Source organism: Fodinibius roseus, from assembly GCF_900129315.1.
GTDB lineage: Bacteria > Bacteroidota > Rhodothermia > Balneolales > Balneolaceae > Fodinibius > Fodinibius roseus.
In genome coordinates this window covers 63,344-85,651 of record NZ_FQUS01000023.1, presented here as the reverse complement: position 1 = coordinate 85,651, position 22,308 = coordinate 63,344, and the positions used below count along the sequence as shown (strand labels likewise).

Annotated in this window: 23 protein-coding genes, 1 tRNA gene and 1 riboswitch; of the genes, 18 read left to right on the top strand and 6 right to left on the bottom strand. The window is 51.2% G+C overall.

All coding sequences use genetic code 11. From position 1 onward, the window contains the following. Positions 1-328 precede the first annotated feature (328 nt). Positions 329-424, top strand: a riboswitch (TPP riboswitch). Between the two features lie 35 nt (positions 425-459). From thiL to thiE (BUB16_RS17445), 8 genes are all read left to right on the top strand, one after another. After that, on the top strand, positions 460-1,506 hold the full coding sequence (thiL, locus tag BUB16_RS17480) for a thiamine-phosphate kinase (protein WP_084088402.1): 1,047 nt from the start codon (positions 460-462) through the stop codon (positions 1,504-1,506). Positions 1,507-1,514: 8 nt separating this feature from the next. After that, a complete protein-coding gene (gene thiD / locus BUB16_RS17475) occupies positions 1,515-2,354 on the top strand; it encodes a bifunctional hydroxymethylpyrimidine kinase/phosphomethylpyrimidine kinase (RefSeq protein WP_073067462.1) in 840 nt (279 codons plus the stop codon). A 278-nt stretch (positions 2,355-2,632) separates the two neighbouring features. Continuing rightward, positions 2,633-3,307, top strand: a complete 675-nt coding sequence (tenA, locus tag BUB16_RS17470) for a thiaminase II (RefSeq protein WP_073067460.1) — start codon at positions 2,633-2,635, stop codon at positions 3,305-3,307. 31 nt (positions 3,308-3,338) lie between these two features. Next, positions 3,339-4,460 (top strand): glycine oxidase ThiO, encoded by a 1,122-nt coding sequence (gene thiO / locus BUB16_RS17465; RefSeq protein ID WP_073067457.1) that lies wholly within the window; start codon positions 3,339-3,341, stop codon positions 4,458-4,460. A gap of 11 nt (positions 4,461-4,471) precedes the next feature. After that, entirely contained in the window at positions 4,472-4,675 is a 204-nt protein-coding gene (gene thiS / locus BUB16_RS17460; protein WP_073067455.1) for a sulfur carrier protein ThiS, read from the top strand. A 268-nt stretch (positions 4,676-4,943) separates the two neighbouring features. Beyond that, entirely contained in the window at positions 4,944-5,735 is a 792-nt protein-coding gene (locus tag BUB16_RS17455) for a thiazole synthase (RefSeq protein ID WP_073067453.1), read from the top strand. Beyond that, positions 5,732-6,358: a thiamine phosphate synthase gene (gene thiE / locus BUB16_RS17450; RefSeq protein ID WP_073067451.1), complete on the top strand. Its 627-nt coding sequence runs from the start codon at positions 5,732-5,734 to the stop codon at positions 6,356-6,358. Before BUB16_RS17455 ends, thiE (BUB16_RS17450) begins: the two co-directional genes overlap by 4 nt. Then, the gene (gene thiE, locus BUB16_RS17445; RefSeq protein WP_084088399.1) at positions 6,355-6,978 is read left to right on the top strand and encodes a thiamine phosphate synthase; all 624 of its coding nucleotides are present in this window, start codon (positions 6,355-6,357) and stop codon (positions 6,976-6,978) included. Before thiE (BUB16_RS17450) ends, thiE (BUB16_RS17445) begins: the two co-directional genes overlap by 4 nt. A 175-nt stretch (positions 6,979-7,153) precedes the next feature. Here thiE (BUB16_RS17445) and tssD read toward each other — a convergent pair whose 3' ends face one another. Next, the gene (gene tssD, locus BUB16_RS17440) at positions 7,154-7,540 is read right to left on the bottom strand and encodes a type VI secretion system tube protein TssD (protein ID WP_073067449.1); all 387 of its coding nucleotides are present in this window, start codon (positions 7,538-7,540) and stop codon (positions 7,154-7,156) included. 704 nt (positions 7,541-8,244) lie between these two features. Here tssD and BUB16_RS17430 point away from each other — a divergent pair. Together BUB16_RS17430 and hemW are read left to right on the top strand one after the other, a co-directional pair. Further along, the gene (locus BUB16_RS17430) at positions 8,245-8,793 is read left to right on the top strand and encodes a gamma carbonic anhydrase family protein (protein WP_139240359.1); all 549 of its coding nucleotides are present in this window, start codon (positions 8,245-8,247) and stop codon (positions 8,791-8,793) included. Between the two features lie 93 nt (positions 8,794-8,886). Continuing rightward, complete coding sequence (hemW, locus tag BUB16_RS17425) at positions 8,887-10,014, top strand: radical SAM family heme chaperone HemW (RefSeq protein WP_073067443.1); 1,128 nt, start codon at positions 8,887-8,889, stop codon at positions 10,012-10,014. 4 nt (positions 10,015-10,018) lie between these two features. Here hemW and mtgA read toward each other — a convergent pair whose 3' ends face one another. Together mtgA and BUB16_RS17415 are read right to left on the bottom strand one after the other, a co-directional pair. After that, positions 10,019-10,738 (bottom strand): monofunctional biosynthetic peptidoglycan transglycosylase, encoded by a 720-nt coding sequence (gene mtgA, locus BUB16_RS17420; RefSeq protein ID WP_073067482.1) that lies wholly within the window; start codon positions 10,736-10,738, stop codon positions 10,019-10,021. A gap of 249 nt (positions 10,739-10,987) precedes the next feature. Beyond that, positions 10,988-11,608, bottom strand: a complete 621-nt coding sequence (locus tag BUB16_RS17415) for a thiamine diphosphokinase (protein WP_073067441.1) — start codon at positions 11,606-11,608, stop codon at positions 10,988-10,990. 150 nt (positions 11,609-11,758) lie between these two features. Here BUB16_RS17415 and BUB16_RS17410 point away from each other — a divergent pair, with 150 nt between their 5' ends. After that, a complete protein-coding gene (locus BUB16_RS17410; protein WP_073067439.1) occupies positions 11,759-12,742 on the top strand; it encodes a DHH family phosphoesterase in 984 nt (327 codons plus the stop codon). A gap of 20 nt (positions 12,743-12,762) precedes the next feature. Beyond that, complete coding sequence (locus tag BUB16_RS17405) at positions 12,763-14,019, top strand: S1C family serine protease (RefSeq protein WP_244545737.1); 1,257 nt, start codon at positions 12,763-12,765, stop codon at positions 14,017-14,019. A gap of 30 nt (positions 14,020-14,049) precedes the next feature. Here the strand turns inward: BUB16_RS17405 and BUB16_RS17400 are convergent, their stop codons facing one another. Continuing rightward, a complete protein-coding gene (locus BUB16_RS17400) occupies positions 14,050-14,805 on the bottom strand; it encodes an enoyl-CoA hydratase/isomerase family protein (protein ID WP_073067436.1) in 756 nt (251 codons plus the stop codon). Between the two features lie 57 nt (positions 14,806-14,862). Between BUB16_RS17400 and BUB16_RS17395 the strand changes: the two genes are divergently transcribed. Beyond that, entirely contained in the window at positions 14,863-15,522 is a 660-nt protein-coding gene (locus BUB16_RS17395; protein ID WP_073067434.1) for a phosphoadenylyl-sulfate reductase, read from the top strand. A 5-nt stretch (positions 15,523-15,527) separates the two neighbouring features. On the opposite strand, the gene cutA is transcribed toward BUB16_RS17395, so the two are convergent. Further along, on the bottom strand, positions 15,528-15,887 hold the full coding sequence (gene cutA, locus BUB16_RS17390; RefSeq protein ID WP_073067432.1) for a divalent-cation tolerance protein CutA: 360 nt from the start codon (positions 15,885-15,887) through the stop codon (positions 15,528-15,530). A gap of 180 nt (positions 15,888-16,067) precedes the next feature. On the opposite strand from cutA, the gene BUB16_RS17385 reads away from it, so the two are divergent. The 5 genes from BUB16_RS17385 to BUB16_RS17365 all read left to right on the top strand — a co-directional run bounded on the left by BUB16_RS17385 (position 16,068) and on the right by BUB16_RS17365 (position 21,191). After that, positions 16,068-16,150 (top strand) — tRNA-Leu (locus BUB16_RS17385). Positions 16,151-16,220: 70 nt separating this feature from the next. Further along, positions 16,221-17,504 (top strand): trigger factor, encoded by a 1,284-nt coding sequence (gene tig / locus BUB16_RS17380; RefSeq protein ID WP_073067430.1) that lies wholly within the window; start codon positions 16,221-16,223, stop codon positions 17,502-17,504. Positions 17,505-17,561: 57 nt separating this feature from the next. Then, positions 17,562-18,227, top strand: coding sequence for an ATP-dependent Clp endopeptidase proteolytic subunit ClpP (clpP, locus tag BUB16_RS17375; protein WP_073067428.1), 666 nt, complete (start codon positions 17,562-17,564; stop codon positions 18,225-18,227). 24 nt (positions 18,228-18,251) lie between these two features. Continuing rightward, entirely contained in the window at positions 18,252-19,517 is a 1,266-nt protein-coding gene (clpX, locus tag BUB16_RS17370; protein ID WP_073067427.1) for an ATP-dependent Clp protease ATP-binding subunit ClpX, read from the top strand. Between the two features lie 351 nt (positions 19,518-19,868). Next, positions 19,869-21,191 carry a sensor histidine kinase gene (locus BUB16_RS17365; protein WP_084088396.1) on the top strand — a complete coding sequence of 441 codons (1,323 nt, stop codon included), beginning with the start codon at positions 19,869-19,871 and terminating at the stop codon, positions 21,189-21,191. Between the two features lie 145 nt (positions 21,192-21,336). On the opposite strand, the gene BUB16_RS17360 is transcribed toward BUB16_RS17365, so the two are convergent. Continuing rightward, positions 21,337-21,912 carry a sigma-70 family RNA polymerase sigma factor gene (locus BUB16_RS17360; protein ID WP_073067425.1) on the bottom strand — a complete coding sequence of 192 codons (576 nt, stop codon included), beginning with the start codon at positions 21,910-21,912 and terminating at the stop codon, positions 21,337-21,339. Between the last annotated feature and the right edge of the window lie 396 nt (positions 21,913-22,308).

The following is a 22,308-nucleotide window of genomic DNA, read 5'->3' as shown; positions in this document are numbered from 1 at the left end:
AAGTTTGGCTTTAAATGACATAATAAGAACGGTTTTTTTATCTCTCTGATGAATGAAAAAAGATAATTACTTATTTTTTAAAAAAAATGCAAGAGGGTTTTTGCAAAACCGTTCTTGTGTCCAATATTGGCGCTACCGCAGATTTAAATTATCACATATAGGCTGTATGCTGCGACTGCAACCTTCCTCTGGCCTTAACCCTGCACAAAAGCCCCGGTTTTTAAAGCTCTAAGCAGGAAAAAACCTTCCGCCTGGCCATCTTTTTGAAAGCGACGGTTGCAAAACATGAGATAAAAGGATAGCTTAATCCCGTAGTGATTAATGTATTGCTTGTCGTTAGGAGTGCTGCGGGAATGCGGCTGAGATGAGATCCTGACTACCTGATCTGGATAAAACCAGCGTAGGGAAACGACAGATTTTACCTGCCTCTCCGGCGGCGAGCAGCATAACCCGAATTTTATGACTGACTCGTCATCCCAACCGTTACAAACCGTGTCTGATCTGGGCGAAGAACAGATTATCCGCCGTTTTGCCGGTTCCGGCTCCGACCTGCCCGCAGGCATAACCGGGATAGGAGACGACTGTGCCGTTACCGAAGGTGTGGGGGGACAAAAACAATTGATTGGCACGGACCTGCTTATTGAGGATATTCATTTCAGGTCGGAGTGGACCTCCTACCGGGACCTGGGGCATAAGGCACTGGCTGTGAACCTTTCCGATATCGCAGCGATGGGCGGGCGTCCCGAAAGTTTTTTCCTGTCCCTGGCCCTCCCGGGCTCAATGCCCGTGACTCGGCTTGACGGGTTTCGAAAAGGACTGATGGAGCTGGCCCGAAAGTACGAGGTGCCGCTGCTGGGAGGGGACACAACGCGCTCGCCAGACGCTTTTATGATCTCGGTAATGATAACCGGCCGTGCAGATCCCGAGCACCTGAAGCTGCGAAACGGGGCCCGGAACGGAGATATACTCTGCGTGACCGGACCGCTGGGCGATTCAGCCGCGGGCCTTTCCATTCTTGAAGATCCTGAAAAATATAGCCGGCTGTCCGAAGACCATCGCAACCAACTGTTGCAGCAGCATTTTCGTCCCGAGCCGGCGGTGCGGGAGGGACGCTGGCTGGGGAAGCAGTCCGCCGTACATGCGATGATCGACCTCTCCGACGGACTGCTGAACGATGCCCGCCACCTGGCCGGGGAAAGCAGGTGCCGGATTACTATTGCGATGGAGCAGCTACCCCTTTCGGCGGATTTCGAAGCGTTTGGAAAGATTGAGCGGACGCCCGAGCAGCTGCGGGAGCTGGCTGCTGCGGGGGGAGAAGACTATCACCTGCTGCTGACCGTATCTCAGGCACAATATTCCACGGTGGCGCGACAGTTTGAGCAACGGTTTGGCAGAGCGCTGCATGCCGTCGGTACGGTTGAGCCGGGACCGCCGGAGGTGCGTACGCTTCGCAACGGATCGCCCGTAGAGATACAGCAGCATTTTCAACATTTCAATCGACCATAATCAAAGCCATGCACGCAGAAGAAAATTCTCAATCCTATCACCGGGTGTTAACGATCGCCACTTCCGACAGCGGAGGGGGAGCGGGTATCCAGGCCGATCTCAAAACGTTTTCGGCGATGGGCTGTTACGGCATGTCAGCCCTGGCGGCCCTTACGGCCCAGAACACCCTTGAAGTCCGGGGCATCCACTCCCTGCCGCCCGATTATGTGGCGCTCCAGATTGATACGGTCATCGAAGACCTGGGGGTGGATGCCGTCAAGATCGGTATGCTTTTTAACAGGGGCATCATCAAAGCGGTGGCCGGCCGGCTGGAAGCCCACGGGATTGGCCGGGTGGTGCTGGACCCGGTGATGGTTGCCCAAAGCGGGGCGAAGCTGATCGAAGACGACGCCATCGAGGCTCTCAAGCAGTTCCTTTTTCCCCTTAGCACCACAATCACCCCCAACCTGCCGGAAGCGGAGACCCTGCTGGGGATGCCTGTTGAAGACCGGTCGCAGATGGAGGAAGCCGCCCGGTCGCTGCTGAAATACGGGTCGGACACCGTTCTGTTGAAAGGGGGACATTTTGAGGAGGAGCAGAGTCTCGATTGCCTCGCCCTGCAAGAGCCGGATGAGGCGGGACAGGAAGTCTACTGGTATGAGGCCGGGCGGATACCGACCAGGAACACCCACGGTACGGGCTGTACGCTTTCGTCGGCTATTGCGGCGGGACTTGCCAAAGGGGAGCCACTGCCGGAAGCTGTCGGCCATGCCAAAGAGTACATTACCGGGGCCATCCGGGCGGGCAGTCGGTACCGTATCGGGGGCGGGGGCGGACCGCTGCACCATTTTTATGAGTTTTGGGAATAGCCCGGATTTCTTACAGAAATAGATGGTGAAAATTCGGACTCGCAGCAGCGTAACCTTAGCGAAAGGCTGTCCCCCGCGCTGAGTTTGTTTTCTTTATATGTTGCAATGAAATGTGCGCCAGGGGTTATCCTTTACCTGCAACAGGTGTGTCGCGGATCCCCCGGGATCGAGGGGACAGCTGTTTTGCGAAGGTATTTCATTCGCACACCATTGTAAGAGGGCTTTTGTGAAAAAACGGTTTTTTTAAAATTCACAATAACATAAAACATCTGATAACAATGACATTCACCGATCAACTTTGGAGCGAAATCGAACCTATTTATGATGCGATCATGGAGCTGCCCTTCATCAGGGAACTCACGGAAGGCACGCTGCCGGAGGAGGTTTTTCTCTTTTACCTGAAACAGGATACGCTGTACCTGGCAGACTTTTCCCGAACGTTGTCGCTGGCCGGCGTGCGGTCGGACCGCTATGACCACATGAATAGTTTCTTCCAGTACGCTGCCAATGTGGCCGTCGTTGAAGGCGAGCTGCACCAGGATTATTATGAACAGTACGGGGTTGAAATGGAGGCCGAAAAATCCCCCTCTTGTTTTGCCTATACGAATTTTCTGCTTTCAACTGCGGCTACGAAAGACAATGTGGTTACGATTGCGGCGCTGCTTCCCTGTTTTTGGATTTACCGGGAAGTGGGACTGGAAATCTATGAGGAAGCTTCCGCGGATAATCCCTACAGGGAATGGATTGACACCTATGCAGGTGATGAGTTTAACGAAGGCGTAGACCGGGCTATTACGATTACTGATGCCGTGGCGGAGCAGGAACCGGAGCACCGGCTCGGGGAAATGACAGAAGCATTTGTAAAATCAACGGAACTGGAGTGGATGTTCTGGAAAAGCGCTTATGAACAGGAGCAGTGGCCTTTTGAAGAAGCATATGGTTTTGAAGAATAAGTTGGAATTAGCACTTTAATGGATATTTAATATGAATATTGGCATCATCGGCGGCGGAGTGATCGGTCTGAGTATTGGCTGGCAACTGGCGCGCCGCGGAGTGGAGGTTACGCTGTTTGAGCGGCATCGCGTGGGCCGGGAGGCCAGCCGGGTGGCGGCCGGTATGCTGGCCCCTTATGCGGAAGTGGGTTTTGAAGAGATTGAGCTTATGGAACTGGGACAGGAGAGCCTGCGCCTGTATCCACGGTTTCTGGATGAGCTTTCGGAAGATGTCCGGGGAGTCCCGGAATTTGACCAGTGCGGTACGCTGATGGTGGGCATCGACCGGGACGATACCGAGCGGCTGAAGCGACTGTATGATTTCCGTGAAGAGCTGAAACTCACCGTGGAGCTGATTACGGGAACCGAAGCCCGGGAACGGGAGCCGCTGCTTTCTCCGAAAGTGGTTTCTGCGGTCTGGCTGCCGGATGATGCGCAGATTGACAACAGGCAGCTGCTGAAGAAATTAAGGGAGGCCTTCGTGGGACATGGGGGCGTATTGAAGGAGGAATCGGAGGTTAAAAGCGTTCAGGTTGCGGGCGGATCGGTGCAGGGATTGACAACGGCCTCCTCCGAATGGCCGTTTGATATCGTCGTGTTGGCCGCCGGCAGCTGGTCGCAGCAAATAGAGGGGATTCCCCGGCGGTTTCGTCCCCCCATACGTCCGGTAAAGGGACAAATAATCACACTTAAAAAAACCGGTGATTGTCCCCTTAAAGGCATCGTGCGATCCCCGCGGATGTACCTGGTACCCAAAGAGGACGGGACGATGCGCCTGGGGGCCACAACCGAGGAGAAAGGATTCGATAAAACGCCCACGGCCGGGGGACAAAAAGAACTGCTGGAGGATGGATGGGAGGTGATCCCTTCCATCTATGACCTGCCGCTGGTCGAAACCACGGCCGGTTTGCGTCCCGCCAGCCGCGATCATGCCCCGGTGATCGGGGAATCCGGTGTCGGGGGACTCTATTATGCCACCGGGCACTACCGGCATGGAATTTTGATGACGCCGGTAACCGTTTATACGTTGGTTGAGGAGATTACAGAGGGAGGGAAGTCTGACTTATTGCATCCCTTCCGTCCCCGGCGTTTTGAGCAGGCACCAAAAGAATAACAAAATATATTATGAAACTGATTGTTAATGGAGAACAGGTAAAGACAGAAACAGACACGCTGGAGCAGCTGCTGCATACCTTTGAGCTGGAAGATGCGGAAAAAGGAGTAGCGGTGGCCGTGAACGATGCGGTGGTCACCAAAGATAAATGGCCTGATTACCAGCTGGACGAACAGGATCGGGTCGAAATCATCCGCGCGACCCAGGGCGGATAGCATCGCATGTTTATATGCTATATGGCTAACCGAATAGTGCCCTGTGTTAGATATGGATATTTAAAAAATGTCGGATTATACTGAAAACCTTCCGATTTTAGAGTGCTTTGAAAAACCAGGAATTTTGGTCAATATCAACCCCTGAGCGAATTCAAAACCGCAGGGAGATATGTGAGGATATTGAATGCGCGAAAATGCAGCAATTGGCACAAAGAACGGTTTTGTAAAGTTCTCTCTTAACACTTGAAAATGATATTAATATAGACACATGACAAATCAACTGACGATAGCGGACCAAACGTTTTCATCCCGGCTCATCGTGGGCAGCGCCCGGTTTCCCGATCCGGAGACTATGCGCAAAGCCCTGCGGGCCAGCGGCGCCGAGGTGGTGACGGTCGCCATACGCCGGGCCAACCTGGCCGGCGACAGCGGGGAGGATATTCTGAGCTATATCGAAGACGACGACTATTTTCTGCTGCCCAATACAGCCGGCTGCTATACAGCGAAGGAGGCTGTGACCACCGCCCACTTGGCGCGCGAGGTCCTGGGGACCAACTGGGTGAAGCTGGAGGTTATTGGCGACGATGATACACTTTTTCCCGATGTGCCTGAACTCCTGAAAGCGGCCGAGCAGCTGCTCCTGGATGATTTTGTGGTGCTGCCCTATGCCAATGACGATCCCATCACCTGCCGGAAGCTGGCGGATATGGGCTGTGCGGCTGTCATGCCGCTGGGGGCGCCCATCGGATCCGGGATGGGGATCCGCAACCCCTACAACCTGCGGATCATCCGTGAACAGGTGGAAGTTCCGGTGATCGTGGATGCCGGGGTTGGTACAGCCTCGGATGCGGCCATTGCTATGGAGCTGGGGATGGATGCGGTGCTGATGAATTCGGCAATCTCCCAGGCCAAACACCCGGTGAAGATGGCCGAAGCGATGAAGAAAGGTATTGAAGGGGGACGCCTGGCTTTTGAAGCGGGACGCATGCCTCGGCGCCTCTATGCCGAAGCTTCGAGTCCGATGGAGGGCAGAATTGAGGTTGGCGGGACGGAAGAATGAGGGACCCGGACTTTCGCTACTACCTGATTACCGACCGGAAACAGTGTCACCCCCGCCCGCTTACCGAGGTGGTGAAGCAGGCTTGCCGGGAGGGGATAAAGGCCGTGCAGCTGCGGGAGAAGGATCTCGGCGGCAGGGCGCTGTTTGCTCTGGCCGGGGAGCTGCGCGAGATCACCCGAAGGTGGGAGGCCAGGCTGTTTATCAACGACCGGACCGATGTGGCGCTGGCGGTGGGAGCGGACGGCGTGCATTGCCGGGAAACGGGCGTGAGTCCCGCAAGAATAAAGAATCTGCAGTCATCACTGGTCGTAGGTTCCAGCGTTCATTCCATAGAAGCATCGCGGCGGGCGGAGAAGGAGGGGGCGGACTTCCTGCTGTTCGGTCCGGTGTTTTACACGGCATCCAAAGCAAAATACGGGGCTCCTCAAGGCATTGAGGCCCTGCAGGAAGTGGTGGAGGCGGCAGCGGTTCCGGTTTTTGCGGTGGGCGGCATTACGCCGGAGCGCGCGCCGCAATGCCGGTCGGCGGGCGCTTACGGGGTGGCCGGCATTTCATCCGTCATGCCGGCCGATTCGGTCGAACAACAAGTTAACCGGTGGAGATCCATATTGCATACGTTATGAAACAGGACTTGTCAGGCGTTTATCTGATTACCGATACGAACATTCAGCGGCGATTTAGCCACATGGCCCTGGCTGAACAGGCCCAAAAGGCGGGCGTGCGGCTAATCCAGTATCGCGATAAACAGGCGACCGGGAGGGAGGCGCTTGCCGATATTGAGGCCATGGCATCGAAGCTGAGGGATTCGCGGGCATCTTTCATCGTCAACGACCGGACCGATTATGCGCTGGCGGGAGGAGCAGACGGCGTTCACCTGGGACAGGATGACCTGCCGATAGCGGCGGCGCGGTCGCTGCTGGGCTCAGGAAAAATTATCGGCGGGTCTTCCTCGACCGTGGAGGAGGCGCTGCAGGTTGAACGGCAGGGGGCCGACTATGTGGCAGTGGGACATATTTTTGAGACCGATACCAAGCAAAAGGAGTACCCGCCCCGCGGACTCGAGACCTTGCGAAAGGTCTGTGGTACGGTTGACATTCCCGTGGTGGCTATCGGGGGTATTACGCTTGAAAACGCCCCGGACGTTATCGGGGCCGGAGCCGATATCATAGCCGTGTCCTCGGCTATTTGTACGGCCGGGGATCCTTTCCAAAAAGCAAAGGAGTTTGTCCGCTTGTTCGCCTGACCGGTATTTTTCGAATGTGATGCATAATCAGCCTTATGGTCAATGCCCCATATGAACACAGGCAGATGTACAGCAACGAGAGTAAGGAGCGAATCCCTGCAGATACCGGACATCCGCTGATACGGGGGGGCGGGTATGGAAATACAAGTTGGAGTCCTTTATTTGTACTTAGGTATTACCAGTGGTTTTCATGCCGGGAGGAGCCGCCAAACGAAATTTCTTTGGCGGAAAGCATCAGTTCTATTTGCATGGGCTCGTCGCCCCTGGCAACAAACTCTTCCCTGAATTCCACACAGTAGGCGTCCACAAATTGCAGCTGTTTCATCTTGCCCATGGTATCGCGCTTTACAAAGGTGATATCACCACTTTTGATTTGTGTCTCAGAGGTGGCCCAGTCGAACAGGAACGTTTTGGAATCTGATTCAACCAGCACGTTTATGATGCCGCCCCTGGGGCGGGCCGATGGTTTTCCCTTATGGTCAGTTGCCTGGGAAATTTCATACTTGCACTGCAAGACATTCAGTTCCTGATCTTCGATATGTAGGGTTGCTTTGAAAGACATAGGATTCTCTCTTGATAAAGTTAATAGGTTCTGATATCTGATGATTATATGCGGCACGCAGTATACTGCCAGAAGGAGTATGATATTCTCGGTACTAATGGAGCGATTATACGTGCCTGTAGCGTCTCTTGTCGTACTTCTAACGGTAAAGAAGGTTGATCAGCGTTCATCAGCATGTTTGTTAATGAACGCGTAAATGACTAATGAACATTTTGTATGGTATATATTTTTTTTCAGTCCATCAATAGCAGGTTAAAATTTTTTGGTTCAAAAAGGGAATTCGAGATAAAAGAGACCTTTGTAAAACCGTTGTTTTGCCCAATGGCTGCATGTTCGCGGTTTCAACATCCTCATATATCACCTGTATATACAGTATGGCTTTGAACTCGCTCAGGCTTTGCTGTTGAACAAATCCCCTGGTTTTTCAACGGCCTCTGAAAATCACATCAATTGCTTTTTAAAGCACTTTTTTTTCTGTTATTGCGGCTAACAGGAGGAAATCCCTCCCGGTCGGCAGCCTGGAGTACCAGGCCGGCGCTGCAGTGGCGTTTCATGGAACCCGGTCTGACAGGCGGGGCATTTGAATAGCGAAGTACGGCGGATTTGGTTATGTTAAGACCATTGAATACGTACTGTTTTGCCCGGATCACCGCCCGGCAAATCCGGATCAAAGGCGGTCCGGCAATCTATTAATACAGATGACTATGATTTACGAGTTTCTCGACCGAAAACCCGATTATCCCGAATCCGTTTTTGTGGCACCAAGTGCAGATATGATAGGCGATGTGACCCTCGGAGAAGAGAGCAGCGTCTGGTTTAACACGACCATCCGCGGCGACGTCAACTGGATCGAGATCGGTGCGCGGACAAACATACAGGATAACACCTGCATCCATGTAATGAATCAAACGGGTCCCACAACGATTGGCGATGAGGTGACGATCGGGCATAATGCCATGGTTCACGGCTGTACTATCCACGACCGTGTACTTGTCGGTATTCACGCCACTGTGCTGGACAAAGCCATAATTGAGTCAGATGTGATTGTTGCGGCCGGAAGCCTGGTACCGCCCGGCCAGCGACTGGAATCGGGCTACCTGTATATGGGATCCCCGGCCAGGCAGAAGCGTAAACTGACCGAAGAAGAGATCGTCTCCATCAAAGAGCATTCCGATAACTACGTAACCTATGCCCGTGCCTACATGCAAAAAGATACCTACGATAAGAATCCATTTTACGAAAAAAATAACTAAAATATTCCCTTCCCATGGTTGAATTACCACTGCCGGTTTCTAATTTAAATCTCCCATCCCCAATCTCCAATTCCTAATTCCTAATTTTTCCCCCTGTCCGGACTTTACCTCCATATCCCGTTCTGTAAGCAGGCCTGCTCGTACTGCGACTTCTATTTTGTTACGCGTACCTCCGAGCGGGAGCACTTCGTGGAGCGGCTTTTGTCAGAGATTCAAAGTTATAAGGATAGTCCCTTTGCATCCGAGAAGGTGGAAACTATCTATTTCGGGGGCGGAACACCCTCTCTTCTTGAACCAAAGCAGGTTGAGGATATTCTGGCGGAAATCCGCGAGGTCTTTGCTTTGGATATCCGGGAGCTTACGTTCGAGGTGAACCCCGATGATGTGAATGCCGCATTTTTGCAGGCGCTCCACGGGTTGGGCGTGACCAGGCTGAGTATGGGCGTGCAAACCTTTCAGCCGGACTTACTGGCATTTATGAACCGGGCGCATTCCCGCCGGGAGGCCCTCGGCTGCCTGGAGCTGCTCCAGGCCTCCGCTTTCGATTCCTATACCGTGGATATCATCTATGGGAATCCGGGTCAGAGCCTTGAGGATCTGAACCGTGACCTGGACTTGCTGCTTGGCTTTGACCCGCCGCATATTTCGGCCTATTCACTGACGATAGAACCGGGAACACGGCTTGGCAAGCAGGTTGAACTGGGACGGATCGCACCGCCGGAAGAGGATAAGGTTGCGGATCATTTCGATGTGATTAACGACCGGCTGAAGGCGCAGGGGATTGAGCGCTATGAAGTGAGTAACTACAGCCGGCCGGGACGGGAAGCTGTGCATAACCGCAGCTACTGGCGGCACCGGAATTACCTGGGACTGGGTCCGGCTGCCCACTCGTTTTGGTGGGACCAGAAGGCGGTTCGGTGGGAGCAGAAGCCCGATTTACGGGGGTACCTGAGAGGGGGGGACATCCGCAGCGACCGGGAAGCCCTGACCCTGGAGCAGCTGGCCGAAGAGCGCCTGATGATGGGACTCCGAACCCGCGAAGGCATTACCAAGGAAGAGCTGAACCATCGATATGAGTACCGGCTTAGCGAGCGACAGACCTCCTATTTGAAAGCGCGCGCAGAAGAGCAGAAAGTCCGTTTTGATGCCCGCATTAAACTGACCGACAAGGGCATTAAAATTGCGGATGCGATTATCCTGGATTTGATTACGCTTCATTAGCGACTCATTCCAGCTTTTCCAGGTAGCGCTCATTGCCCAGTAAATTCATATACCGCATCACCCAGTCGCGGCGCTGGAGCATATAACCGGAAGGGTTTGCCAGGCTATAGCGCCGGGGTGCGGGCAGTGCCGTCACCATGAGCGCACTCTGCGTCCCGGAGAGGCGTGCGGGAGTGGTATTGAAATATTGCGCCGCCGCTGCATGCACGCCATAGACGCCGTCGCCGAACTCAGCAATATTCAGGTAGACTTCAAGAATGCGTTTTTTGGGCCAGTACAGCTCAATCAGTAGGGCAAAATAGGCTTCAATACCTTTGCGAAGGTAGGATTGGGCGGGCCAGAGAAATAAGTTTTTGGCAGTTTGCTGCGTAATGGTGCTGGCTCCCCGGAGATCATCACCCCGCTCGTACTCTTCCAGCGCTTTTTGGACGGATGAGAGGTCGATTCCCCAGTGATTGGCAAAATTCTGATCTTCCGAGGTTATGGCCGCCATTTTGACGTGGGAGGAGATCTCGTCCCAGTCCGTCCACTCGTAATACAAAGCAAAGTCCTCCTCCCCATTCCACCATGCGGACATCGACCGCTGCATCATGAAAGAGGTCGTCGGAGGATTGATCCAGCGCATGAGCAGGACGGAAATGATCGAACAGATTACCAGGACCCCCAGAATTTTAGCCGTCCACCTGAGAATATCGAAACCGTATCTTTTAAGATTTTGTTTCATTTTCATAACCCGCTGTCATATGGAGGTGGTCTCATTCCCCGTCCGGCCGGGCCGGAAATAACAAGTAACATGTGCAGGGGAAAGCCGAAATTACCCAGGCGCCTCTGCCTCGGGTAGTTTATTACCGCCTGTAATACTGAACCCCACAATATATACGTTTCATTTGCAATAATGAACAAGGCCATAATCAACAAAATATTTCGAATTCCGGTGTTGATGATGGGTTGCCGGTTATTGGCTGCCTACTGCTCAACGGGTGGCTACAAACAGCAGCAGATCGCCTTTGTCATACGTTATTTCAACGGGGCGGCCGACTACCCGGTTTGATGAACCATCCCGCACGCCGTTTTCAAGCGTTTCCTGTGAAAGCGGGTACTGGAGTCCCGACGTGGTAATTCCTGTCACTTTTCCGGAAAGCGGAAAGAGAGAGACCTGCGTTCCGATCCCCATCACTTTGCGAAAGGAGCGGGGGATAAGCAGGGTTTCCCCGAAATTGTCTACCATGCGGATCTGCTCAAAACCCTTGTTAAACTGTTTGAGTACGGAGAGATTTTTTAGCGTATGATCGAGACGGTGTCCCGTCGCACCCAGTATGGTGATCCGCTCCCCGCCTTTTTCCCGGGCCAGCCTGAGCGCCTTCTCGAGGTCGTTGGCTTCCTGATCGCCCCGGCGAATGACCTCAAAGGAATGCGGGGGATCCGGTATAAAGCTGTCGAGGTCCCCGATAACGACATCGGGGTCAATCCCCATATTCAGGGCAATATTCCCCCCGCCGTCGGCGGCAATCAGGTAGTCTGCGGGGTTATAGTGCTCCCTGAAAAGACGTTCAGAGGGTGGGTTGCCATTGCACAGGATGAGTATGGACTTCATTACGGCAGTATAGTTGCGTTGACCGGTAAAAGCGACAGAGAAGGTATAATACGTAAAAAGGAGTAAGATTTTAACCCGAAAAAAATATTGCTTTCTTCGAAGCTATGTACCATTTTAATAAGCTTATTTTTTGCGGTCTAATCCGTTATTATGTTTGAAGAACTCATCCGAAAATTAAAGCAGTATCGCACCGTGGGCGTGTACTCACATATACGTCCCGACGGAGACTGCATTGGCGCGCAAGTCGCTACCTGCCTGTGGCTGAAAAAAAACGGTATCAAAGCCTATGCCTTTAATGACGATGCCGTCCCCCTGAATCTGAAATGGCTTGCGGAGTATTTTCCCATACAACAGCCCAGCGAGAAACTGCTTAAAAAGTGCGATGCCTATGTTGTGCTGGATGGGAACTCGCCTAAACGGTTTGGCAGTTATTCGGATTACATACAGGACGATCCCAAGCCAACTTATATGGTGGACCACCATCCCGATCCCCATGACGGATTTGAGTTTAGTATTTCCGTGGAAAAAGCTTCATCGACCTGCGAACTTATTTTTCATCTCTTTCTGCAAAATGATGTGACCCAGGTGGATGAACAGGTGGGAAAGGCGCTTTATACCGGTATTTTGACGGATACCGGATCGCTGCAGTACGACAGCGTTACGCCTGAGACCATGAATATTGCCTCAGAACTGTTGCGACTGGGGGAGTTCCGACCCAATGAAGTGGCTGAAAAGGTGTTTTCGAACAAGAGCTTAAACCAGCTGCACCTGCTCAGCCGGGCGATGGGAACGATTGAATTGTTTGAGGACAATCAAATCGCCATCATGTACGTTACCGAAGAAATGCTCCAGGAAACCAATACCACCAATGACGACTGCGAGGGCTTTGTAGCCTACCCGTTGAGTGTACGCGGTATCAAAGCCGCCATCCTGTTTAAAGCGCTGGGTGACGGCGTGAAGATGAGTCTGCGATCGAAAAGCGATGACGTGGATGTCAACAAATGGGCGCGCGAAATTGGTGGCGGTGGTCATAAAAAGGCCTCGGGTGCATGGCATCCGGGCCCGCTTGAAGAGACCATCAAAGAAATTGTTGAAATTGGCTCCAAGCAACTGGTAAGCATAGATAAGTCGTAACACCAGAGACCTTGAGACGGATGAAGCATCCAGTTTACAGTACCTTTCTATTCCTGTTCCTGCTTATGAGTGCGAGCTGCACGAATGCTCCTCGTCAGAGTGATGCCCTCCTGCAGCAACGGGAGCCGGTTACGCAGGAGGCGGGGACCACGATATCCTCCTTGCAGTCATCATCTGCAGCATCGGCCTCGGATGAGGAGGAAGGTGAGGCGGGGCAAAGCGTTTCGGTCCCGCAATCCACGAGCTCTTCTATTGACAACAGCAGGCAAACGGCGATCACCCGGGCGGTCAGGAATGTGAGTCCCGCTGTCGTAAGTATTACTGTCACGGAAGTGGTGCAAAAAGGGCGCCGGGTTGGATTCGACCAGTATTATAACCGGTTTTTTTTCGCCCCGATAGAGCGGGAGGTCAACAGTATGGGATCGGGATTTATTATCAGTCAGGATGGATTGGTTGTGACCAACCAGCATGTGGCGGGAACGAATGCCAAAAAAGTGGTTATTTCCCTGCCCGACGGAGAACAATATGATGCCGAAGTGTTGGGAACGGACGAGCTGGCTGACATTACGCTTCTCAAGATGGAGGCTGATCGCACGTTCCCGACCGTAGAATTCGGCAATTCCGACAATGTGATCGTGGGGGAATGGTCGCTGGCGGTGGGGAACCCGTTTGGGCTTTTTGAGTCGGCCCAGCCTTCGGTTACGGTGGGAGTCGTAAGCGCTACGAACCGTGATTTTCGTCCCAATCCCAATGAGCCCCGGGTATATGTGGATATGATCCAGACCGATGCCGCTATCAACCGGGGGAATTCCGGGGGACCCCTGGTCGACAGCGAGGGAAAGGTGATCGGTATCAATACGTTCATCTTTACGGGCGGGACCAGCAGGGGCTTTGTGGGACTGGGCTTCGCCATCCCCAGCAACCGGGTGCAGAAAATCATTCGCCAGCTGGTATCGTCGGGAGAGGTGCAGCTGCCTTTTGATCCCGGTTTTACCACCGTTGAGATGACCTATGAATTGATGGCTAAATATAACCTCAGAGGTTTCCCGGGGCTTCTGTTGGTTCAAAGCGTCAACAGAGACGGGCCCGCTTATGAGGCGGGCATAATGCCGGGCGATATCATCCTGAGAATCGGTGATGAGCGGGTGCAAAGCAAGATGCATGCCCAGGCGTTATTCAGAGAGTATACGGAAGGTGATTCAATGCGGGTGGAGCTGTACCGCAAGGGTAGTCACTATGAAACCAAGATGTACCTGCGCAAAAAGGTGAAAGAATAGGCTGACGCCGGAGTCGCGGGTTAAGGTGTGTTACTGCTGCTCTAAAAACCGTCGTACCCGTTCCCGGTGTTTCTCGCTTTCCCAGCATTCGGCAAAAGCATCCAGCTCTGCTGCGATAGATTTCCAGCGCGCTTGTGCCAACCGCAGGGCTCCTTCTTTGAGATTTTGGATAAAAGTCCGGTCATTATGAGAGAGCTCCCGGGCCCAGGCGAGCGCTTCCTTCCGCAGCTGTCCCGGTGCTGCCACCCGGTCGATGAGTTTATGCTGCAGGGCCTCCCGGGGCTGTACGATGGACGCTTTTCCCAGCCAGCGTAACGCCGTTGACCGGCCTACGCGCTCAACGAGTCGCGTTAACCCGCCCCAGCCGGGAGGCAGGTAAAAGTTGGCCTGGGTAAATCCGAAGAAGGCGTCCGGCGAGGCGATCCGAAAGTCAAAGGCAAGCATCATCTCGCACCCGCCGCCGAAGGCCGGGCCATTCACGCTGGCAATCGTCCAGCATGGCAGCTTTTCGATGCGCGTCAGGATACTCAGCATGCGCCTGGCCATTGATTTGGCTTCTTTTGCACTCTTCAGGGCATGAAATTCCCGGAGGTCTCCCCCGGAGACAAAGATTCTCTCTCCTGAGCCCGTCAGAATAAGGCATCGTGTGTTGCCGTCGGATTCGATTTCAGTCAGCAGCTCCTCCAGTTCCTGCATTACCCGGAAGTTGATGGCATTGCGGGTGTTGGGACGATCAATGGTGGCTTCGCAGATATTTTTATTATATTCGACTTTTAGCGTATTCACTGTTAGATTGGGAATTGATTTAAAAATTGTACAATACAGTCGCAAAAAGGAATCTATATGTATCTTGTCAATAAAGAAAAGATAAATCAGTCGCTTTCGACCAAAATTGTGGATGCGCGTGTCGCGCAGGTTTTTAATTCCTTCGAAGGAGTGCTGGTCACTTCTTCATTCGGGACGACCTCGGCGGTCCTTTTACATCTTGTGAGCCGGATCAGGCCAGATCATCCGATCTATTTTATTGATACCGGCTATCACTTTGAGGAGACCCTGAGGTATAAAAAGCGTCTGACCCGCCTGCTGGATCTGAATGTCATAGACCTGCGTCCCGATCCCCGCCGGCATGCGATGACGGAGCAGCAGCAGCTTTGGAGTCAGGATGCCGGCCGGTGCTGCCGGGTTAACAAGGTTGAGCCGATCAAAGAAATTAAAGAGAAGCATGATGTCTGGATGTCGGGACTGATCGGATTTCAAAACAGGCACCGCAGTACGCTCCGGATTATAGACAGGCAGGATGAAATGCTGAAGTTTTACCCGTTAATTGACTGGGGCAGCTCACTGGTCCGGGAATACATTGCGGGTCACGGGCTTCCACAGCACCCCCTGAAGGAAAAGGGATATCATTCGGTCGGGTGTACGCACTGCACGGCGCCCGGGGTGGGACGCGAGGGCAGGTGGAGCGAGCAGTCTAAAACAGAATGCGGCTTGCACCGGAAATAGAGGGGTCAAATATCCTCTATTTCATAATCGATTTGTTGTTTTTTGGAACTCTTAATTAGCCAGTGCTGGTATTCTTCATTGCCTTCCTGTTCGGTAAGCTGCAGGGAAATAACACAGGGGCAGTCGTAACTGTGCAGTTCTTTAACCCGTTCGGTGAGTTCTTTTACGTTGTGGTAAGGGGTCTTTGCAATGAGAATGGTTTCCTGATCTTCAACAATTTCTCCCTCCCACTGGTAAATGGATTCCATGCCATCTACAATATTGACACAGGCTGCGAGTTTTTCTTCAACAAGTGAACGCCCGATAGCCTTTGCCTCCTGTTTGCTGCCGGTGGTAATATAGACGAGACGAAGATTAAAAAACATAATACAAAATTAGTACGTTAGGTTTTTCTAAACGGGGTAAGCTACAAAAATACACGATCCTCTCATAGTATTATCCGCAGGTTAGTGGGAATTATTTATGTTGAAAAAAGAGCAAAAAAGCTGTAGTTTTCGTGGCTCTGAAACCCCCGTAAATAACAGGTGGAGGAGGTTTAGCGTATAGCGAGAGTGGCGGAATTGGTAGACGCGCTAGATTTAGGATCTAGTGCCTTTAAGGCGTGGGGGTTCGAGTCCCCCCTCTCGTACATATTATATAAAGAAACATTATTTTGAAACTCTTACCGTTCTAATTTAAATATTTTTTGGAGTAACTCCGTGGAAATAACCGTAAATGATATTACCTCTGTAGACAAAGAAATTGTAATCTCTGCCCGGCGCGAAGATTTGGAGCCGAAGTTTAAAGAGGCTTATAAAAAATACCGGGGACAGATTAACATGCCCGGTTTTCGTCCCGGTAAAGTGCCGCTGAAGATCGTTCAAAAACGATTCGGTGATGAAATAGAGCAGGAAGAAATTAATAAATATGTTCAGGAAATCTTTGAAGAGGAAGTCGTCCCGGAGCACGATCCGATAGGAGAAAGCGAAATGCTGGACCTGATCTGGGAAAATGATGAACTTGAGGCTAAATTTAAAATAGGAGCCCGTCCCGATTTTGAACTGGAAGATCTGAGTGTAATTACCGTTGATCGCCTGGTCCATGACGTGACGGATGAAGAGGTGGAAGAGGAAATTAATCGCCAGCTTGAGCAGCAGGGCAGCTGGGAAGAGGTCGATGAAAAAATCACGAAAACCAGCAGAGTAACCGTAGACGCTATTCCGCTGGAGGATGGCGAGCCGGATGAGGAGAATGCAGCTGAAGAGGTCATTGACCTGAACAAGGAAGAGTCGGAGCCGTTTCGGGATGAGCTGGCGGGGCATACCATCGGCGATGAAGTAGAAGTGGAAGTAGGCCATGACGATCATATCCACGATTTCCTGCTGGTTGTCAAGAAGGTGGAAAAATTGCATAAAGCCGAACTGACGGATGCCTTTGCCAAAGAGCAGAGCGACGGGGAAGCCAAGAATACCGATGAATACAGGAGTCTGGTCAAAAGTCGCATCCAGAATTACTACGATCAGTCAGCTGATGATCTTTTTAAGAACGATGTAATCGATGAGCTTGTTGATAAACATGACCTGGAGGTTCCGGACGTATTTCTGAGCCAGGTTAAAAACCAGTTTGTGCAGCGCGTCCGGCAGGAATCAGGGGGTGAATTGCCGGCTGATTTTGATGAAGAAGCCTATAAGGAAAATATCCACGATCGCGCGCTGCGCGATGCCAAGTGGTTTTTTCTGAATGAAAAATTACAGGAAAAATTTGATGATATCGAGATAAAACCCGAAGATATAGATGAGCATCTGGAAATGCAGGCGGCTCAATACGGGGTTACGATCGATCAGATGCGAAATCTGTTCGCACAGAATCCACAACAGCTGGAAAGTCTTCGCAACAGCATTCGTGAAGATAAAGTATTTGAGAAGCTGAAGGATGAAGTGAAGATCAGCGAAATCGATAAGGAGACCTACCAGGAAAAATATGATGAGAAAGTAAAAGCCTGAGAACTCCTCTACCATTATTTTAATGAACGTAATTAAGTCTTATTTTTTAAAAAGATTATGAACAAGCAACCTTTATACGAAGTACCTAATATTGAAGATGCAGACGTTTCCCGGATCCAAAACAACAGCCTGGTGCCCATGGTGGTTGAGAAGACCGAAAGGGGCGAACGCGCTTTTGATATCTATTCGCGACTGCTTAAAGATCGTATTATCTTTTTGGGAACGCCGGTTAATGATGCCGTAGCAAGCTCCGTCGTTGCTCAGCTGTTGTACCTGCAGGCCGAGGACCATGAAAAAGATATCAACCTGTATATTAACAGTCCGGGCGGCGTGGTGTCTGCCGGCTTTGCCATTTATGACACCATGCAGTATGTCACCTGTGATGTTGCGACGACCTGTGTGGGAATGGCTGCCTCGATGGGTGCTGTGCTCCTGGCCGGCGGAGCAGCAGGCAAACGCAACCTGCTCCCCAATGCCCGGGTGATGATTCACCAGCCGCTCGGAGGCGTTCGCGGCCAGGCCAGTGATATTGAGATTGAAGCACAGGAAATCCTCCGGATTAAGAAGCTCATAAGCAATGTTTTGGCGAAGCACAGCGGTAAAGATGCGGAACAGGTCATGGAAGACTCCGATCGCAACAAGTGGATGAGCGCGGAAGAAGCGAAGGAGTACGGTCTTGTTGACAACATTATGAAGCGGGATGATAAAAAAGAAAAAAAGTAATTTTCAATACTTCAACTGAAGATTATGAGTGACAAGGAACAACATAATAATGATAATACTATTCACTGCTCTTTTTGCGGCCGGTCGAGCCATGAAGTGAATAGTATGGTTGCCGGTCCGGACGACGTATATATCTGCGACCGCTGTGTAGCCGATGCTTCCGGCATTGTAAAGAGTGATCTGGCATCGATGTCTAAAAAGCGGGAAAAGAATTACCAGCCGCTGCTCAAGCCGGCAGAGATAAAGGCCAAACTCGATGAGTATGTCATCGGGCAGGAAGGGGCTAAAAAAACGCTCTCGGTAGCCGTGTATAATCACTATAAGCGTATCACCTCGGAACTGCAGGACGAGTTTGACGACACCGAAGTGGAGAAGAGCAATATCATGCTGCTGGGACCCACCGGCTGCGGTAAGACCTTGTTGGCCCGTACACTGGCCAACATCATTGACGTGCCATTTACCATTGCCGACGCAACAGTGCTTACCGAAGCCGGCTATGTGGGCGAAGATGTGGAAAGCATTTTATCGAGCCTGCTGCAATCGGCGGATTATGATGTCGAGCAGGCCCGGCGTGGTATCGTCTACATCGACGAGGTGGATAAAGTGGCTCGCAAAAGCGACAATCCATCAATAACGCGCGATGTATCCGGTGAAGGTGTGCAGCAGGCACTGCTTAAGATTTTGGAAGGTACCGTGGCTAATATTCCGCCGAAAGGGGGACGAAAACACCCGGAGCAGAGTTTTATCCAGGTGGACACCTCGGATATCCTGTTTATCTGCGGGGGGGCTTTCAGCGGACTGGAGGAAGTAATATCACGGCGCTTGTCGGTGAGTTCGCTTGGTTTCCATTCCGAGGAACAGGTGACGTTTGACCGGGAGGATCCCGATATTTTTACCTATGTCGAGCCGCAGGACCTGCAGAAGTATGGGTTGATTCCGGAATTGATCGGTCGTCTTCCGGTGATCTCCGGACTGCACCAGCTTTCCAAGAGTGCGATGATTAAAATTTTGGAACAGCCCAAAAATTCGCTCACCAAGCAGTATAAAAAACTGTTCCAGATGGAAGGGGTGGAGCTTATTTTTGAGGAAGAGGCTCTTGAACGTATCGTGGAAAAGGCGCTCAAACGTAAAACCGGTGCCCGGGGACTCCGTTCTATTATGGAGTCCGCTATGCTGGATATTATGTTTACCCTTCCGTCAATGAAGAATATCGAGCGTTGTGTTATCACAAAAGAAACGATCGATAATGATGCGCCTCCTGTCTATGAAAAGAGGAAAGCTTCCGCATAGCGTGGTATTACAGAGGATTTTGTAACCTCACCGGTATTGCCATAATGTCGGTGTTATCGTTTACATATGGGGTATATGCAGCGTTCCAATTTCCTTTTGGTCCCGACAGTAACCAAAAGTCCCGGTTTTGCATAGCCTCTTAACAAAAAAGTATAAAAAGGCATCATCATTCGGTGATGCCTTTTTTATTTTGTAACATATATGATGTTGTTTAATAATCAGGTGATCTGATTCCCCGGCCCTTTGGTCGAAAATAATAAATAACGTTTTCGGAGCACATTCGAAGCAATGCCTCGATGGCTCTGCCTTGAGGTAGTTTTAACTGTATGATAATTACTCTGAGCGGGTTTTATGAGACCTCATCTCACGTCAAACCGAATTAATATAGCGCTGATCGGGCTGTTTATTTTATTGGGTATCGGGTCATTTGCCTATAACCAGTATCTGGTCAGCCGCATTCTCCAGCAGGAACAGTCGGGCGTAAAGCTTTGGGCCAAGGCGATTGAATATACAAGCGATCCCACACAGGAAGAGATCAGCCAGAGCCTGCTGGAAGCGGTGGATTACCTGCGCAACCGGACGTCCGTTCCGGATAGTGTTATTACCCTTATTGAAGATGCTGAAGCAGATCGGGCTTCGCAGACGTTTGTAACCCAGGAAATTGTGCTGAGTGAAAATCGTTTCCTGGTTCCCCGGATTATTGTGGATGAACGGGGGGAGATTATTTTTAACCATCATGTGGAAGAAGAGCTGAACCAGGATTTAATTGAGAAATATGCCTCCATGAACGAACCGATTGAAATTGTGTTGGGGGACGAAGAGTACTCTCAGAGACAGTATGTATACTATGGGGAGAGTCCGACCGTACGATATCTACGGTATTTTCCCTATATCCAGCTCAGCCTGCTGGCGCTGCTGCTGGGCATCGGCTGGGTGAGTTACCGGACGATCAGCCGTTCGGAGCAGTCGAATTTGTGGGTGGGCATGACCAAGGAAGCGGCCCACCAGCTGGGGACGCCGCTGTCCAGCCTGTACGGGTGGGTCGAGCTGCTGAGGGAGGAAAAAAAAGATGATTTTACGCAGCGTATCTGTAATGAGCTGGAAGATGATATTACGCGCCTGCGGGGTGTGGCCGATCGCTTTAATAAAATTGGATCTGAGCCCGAGCTGACCTACCAGCGGCTGGAGCCTATTGTGCAGGAAGTGGTCAATTATATGGAGCACCGGCTGCCACAGCTGGGCGAACATGTGGATGTTCTGTGTCAGCTGGATTCGGGAATACAGGCGAAAGTAAATTCCGATCTTTTTCAGTGGGCCCTGGAGAATTTAATCAAAAACGCGATGGATGCCATCAAGTCGACCGCGGCGAAGGCGCAGGTGACCGTCAAGCTGTATCGCAAGGAAAACGAGGTTTTTATCGACATTACGGATTCAGGGGTCGGGATTGAAAAGAAGTTTCAAAATGAGATTTTTAAGCCGGGTTATAGCACCAAGAAAAGGGGATGGGGACTCGGACTCAGCCTGACGAAGCGTATTATCGAAGGCTATCACGATGGACGGCTGGTTATTCATGAGACGCAAGTGGGGCGGGGCACGACCATGCGCATTATTTTTCCCGTCGACGCCGTTGAAGTAACTGAGGATGCCAACGCTTCGACTGCCGACAAGTCCTAACCGTTATTTCAACATCCTCATGTAGTGTATATACACTGCAATTTTAAAGTTGCTTTAAACTTTGGTATGAACAAAACTTTTGATTTCTCAAAGCCCTCTGAGCGTGTGAAATACCGGGAGAGGGGAAGCCAGCTGCTGATAAGACCTAATCCGGCTGGTAGCCGCGCTTTTTGGCGTATTCCATGAGCTGGGCCTTCAGCAGGTTTCGTCCCCGGTGCAGGCGCGAACGAATCGTCCCGATCGGGACATCCAGCATGTTGGCAATTTCTTCATAGGTAAACCCTTCCACGTCGCAGAGCAATACAACCGTCCGGAAATCCTCGGGAAGCTCATCCAGCGCATTGGAAATATCATCATCAATAAGCTCGCGAAACATTTTATCTTCCAGGTCAGACGTATCGGTGCGTTCGGCTCGTATAGTTTCGTAGAAGGTGGAAACTTCATCATAATCGACCTGGCTCGGCTTTTTGGACTTCTTCCGATAGTTGTTGATATAGGAATTTTTCAAGATGCGAAAGAGCCACGCCTTGGCATTTGTCCCTTTCTCATAGCTGCTGAAAAATCGGAATGCCTTGACAATCGTATCCTGTACCAGATCCTCGGCATCGCTGGGATCAGAGGTGAGGCGCAGTGCAAAATTGTACATAGCATCCAGATGGGGAATGATCTCTTCCTCAAAATCTTCCTGTTTCTGAATTTCTTCCGTCGTTAATTCGGCCATCCCACTAAATTCGTTTTTGACTGCCAAACAATTTACGATTAAGGACTGTTAATCATACGATTGATGATTGCCAACCCTGTTATACGAATACCTGGCTTACTGGTTTCACTCAATATAATATCGATTTTGATTCTAAAATCTTAATCGGTTTCATTAATGAGCCTCATAGGCACAGTAAATGTTCAACTAACATATCAAATATTTGTGAAGCTTTCTTAAAGATAGTATAACTATTTACTTTTTTTAAAGAATAGGGAAGAGGATCGTTCGGTTTTTAGGCCATGCATTCGGGCTAACAGTACTAACGATCAGCCTCGATAATCTAAGGGTGCGGATTACGGAATGAATAAAATGACTGAGAGAGGGTACTGGATAGAGCGGTTTTGCTACGTCCTC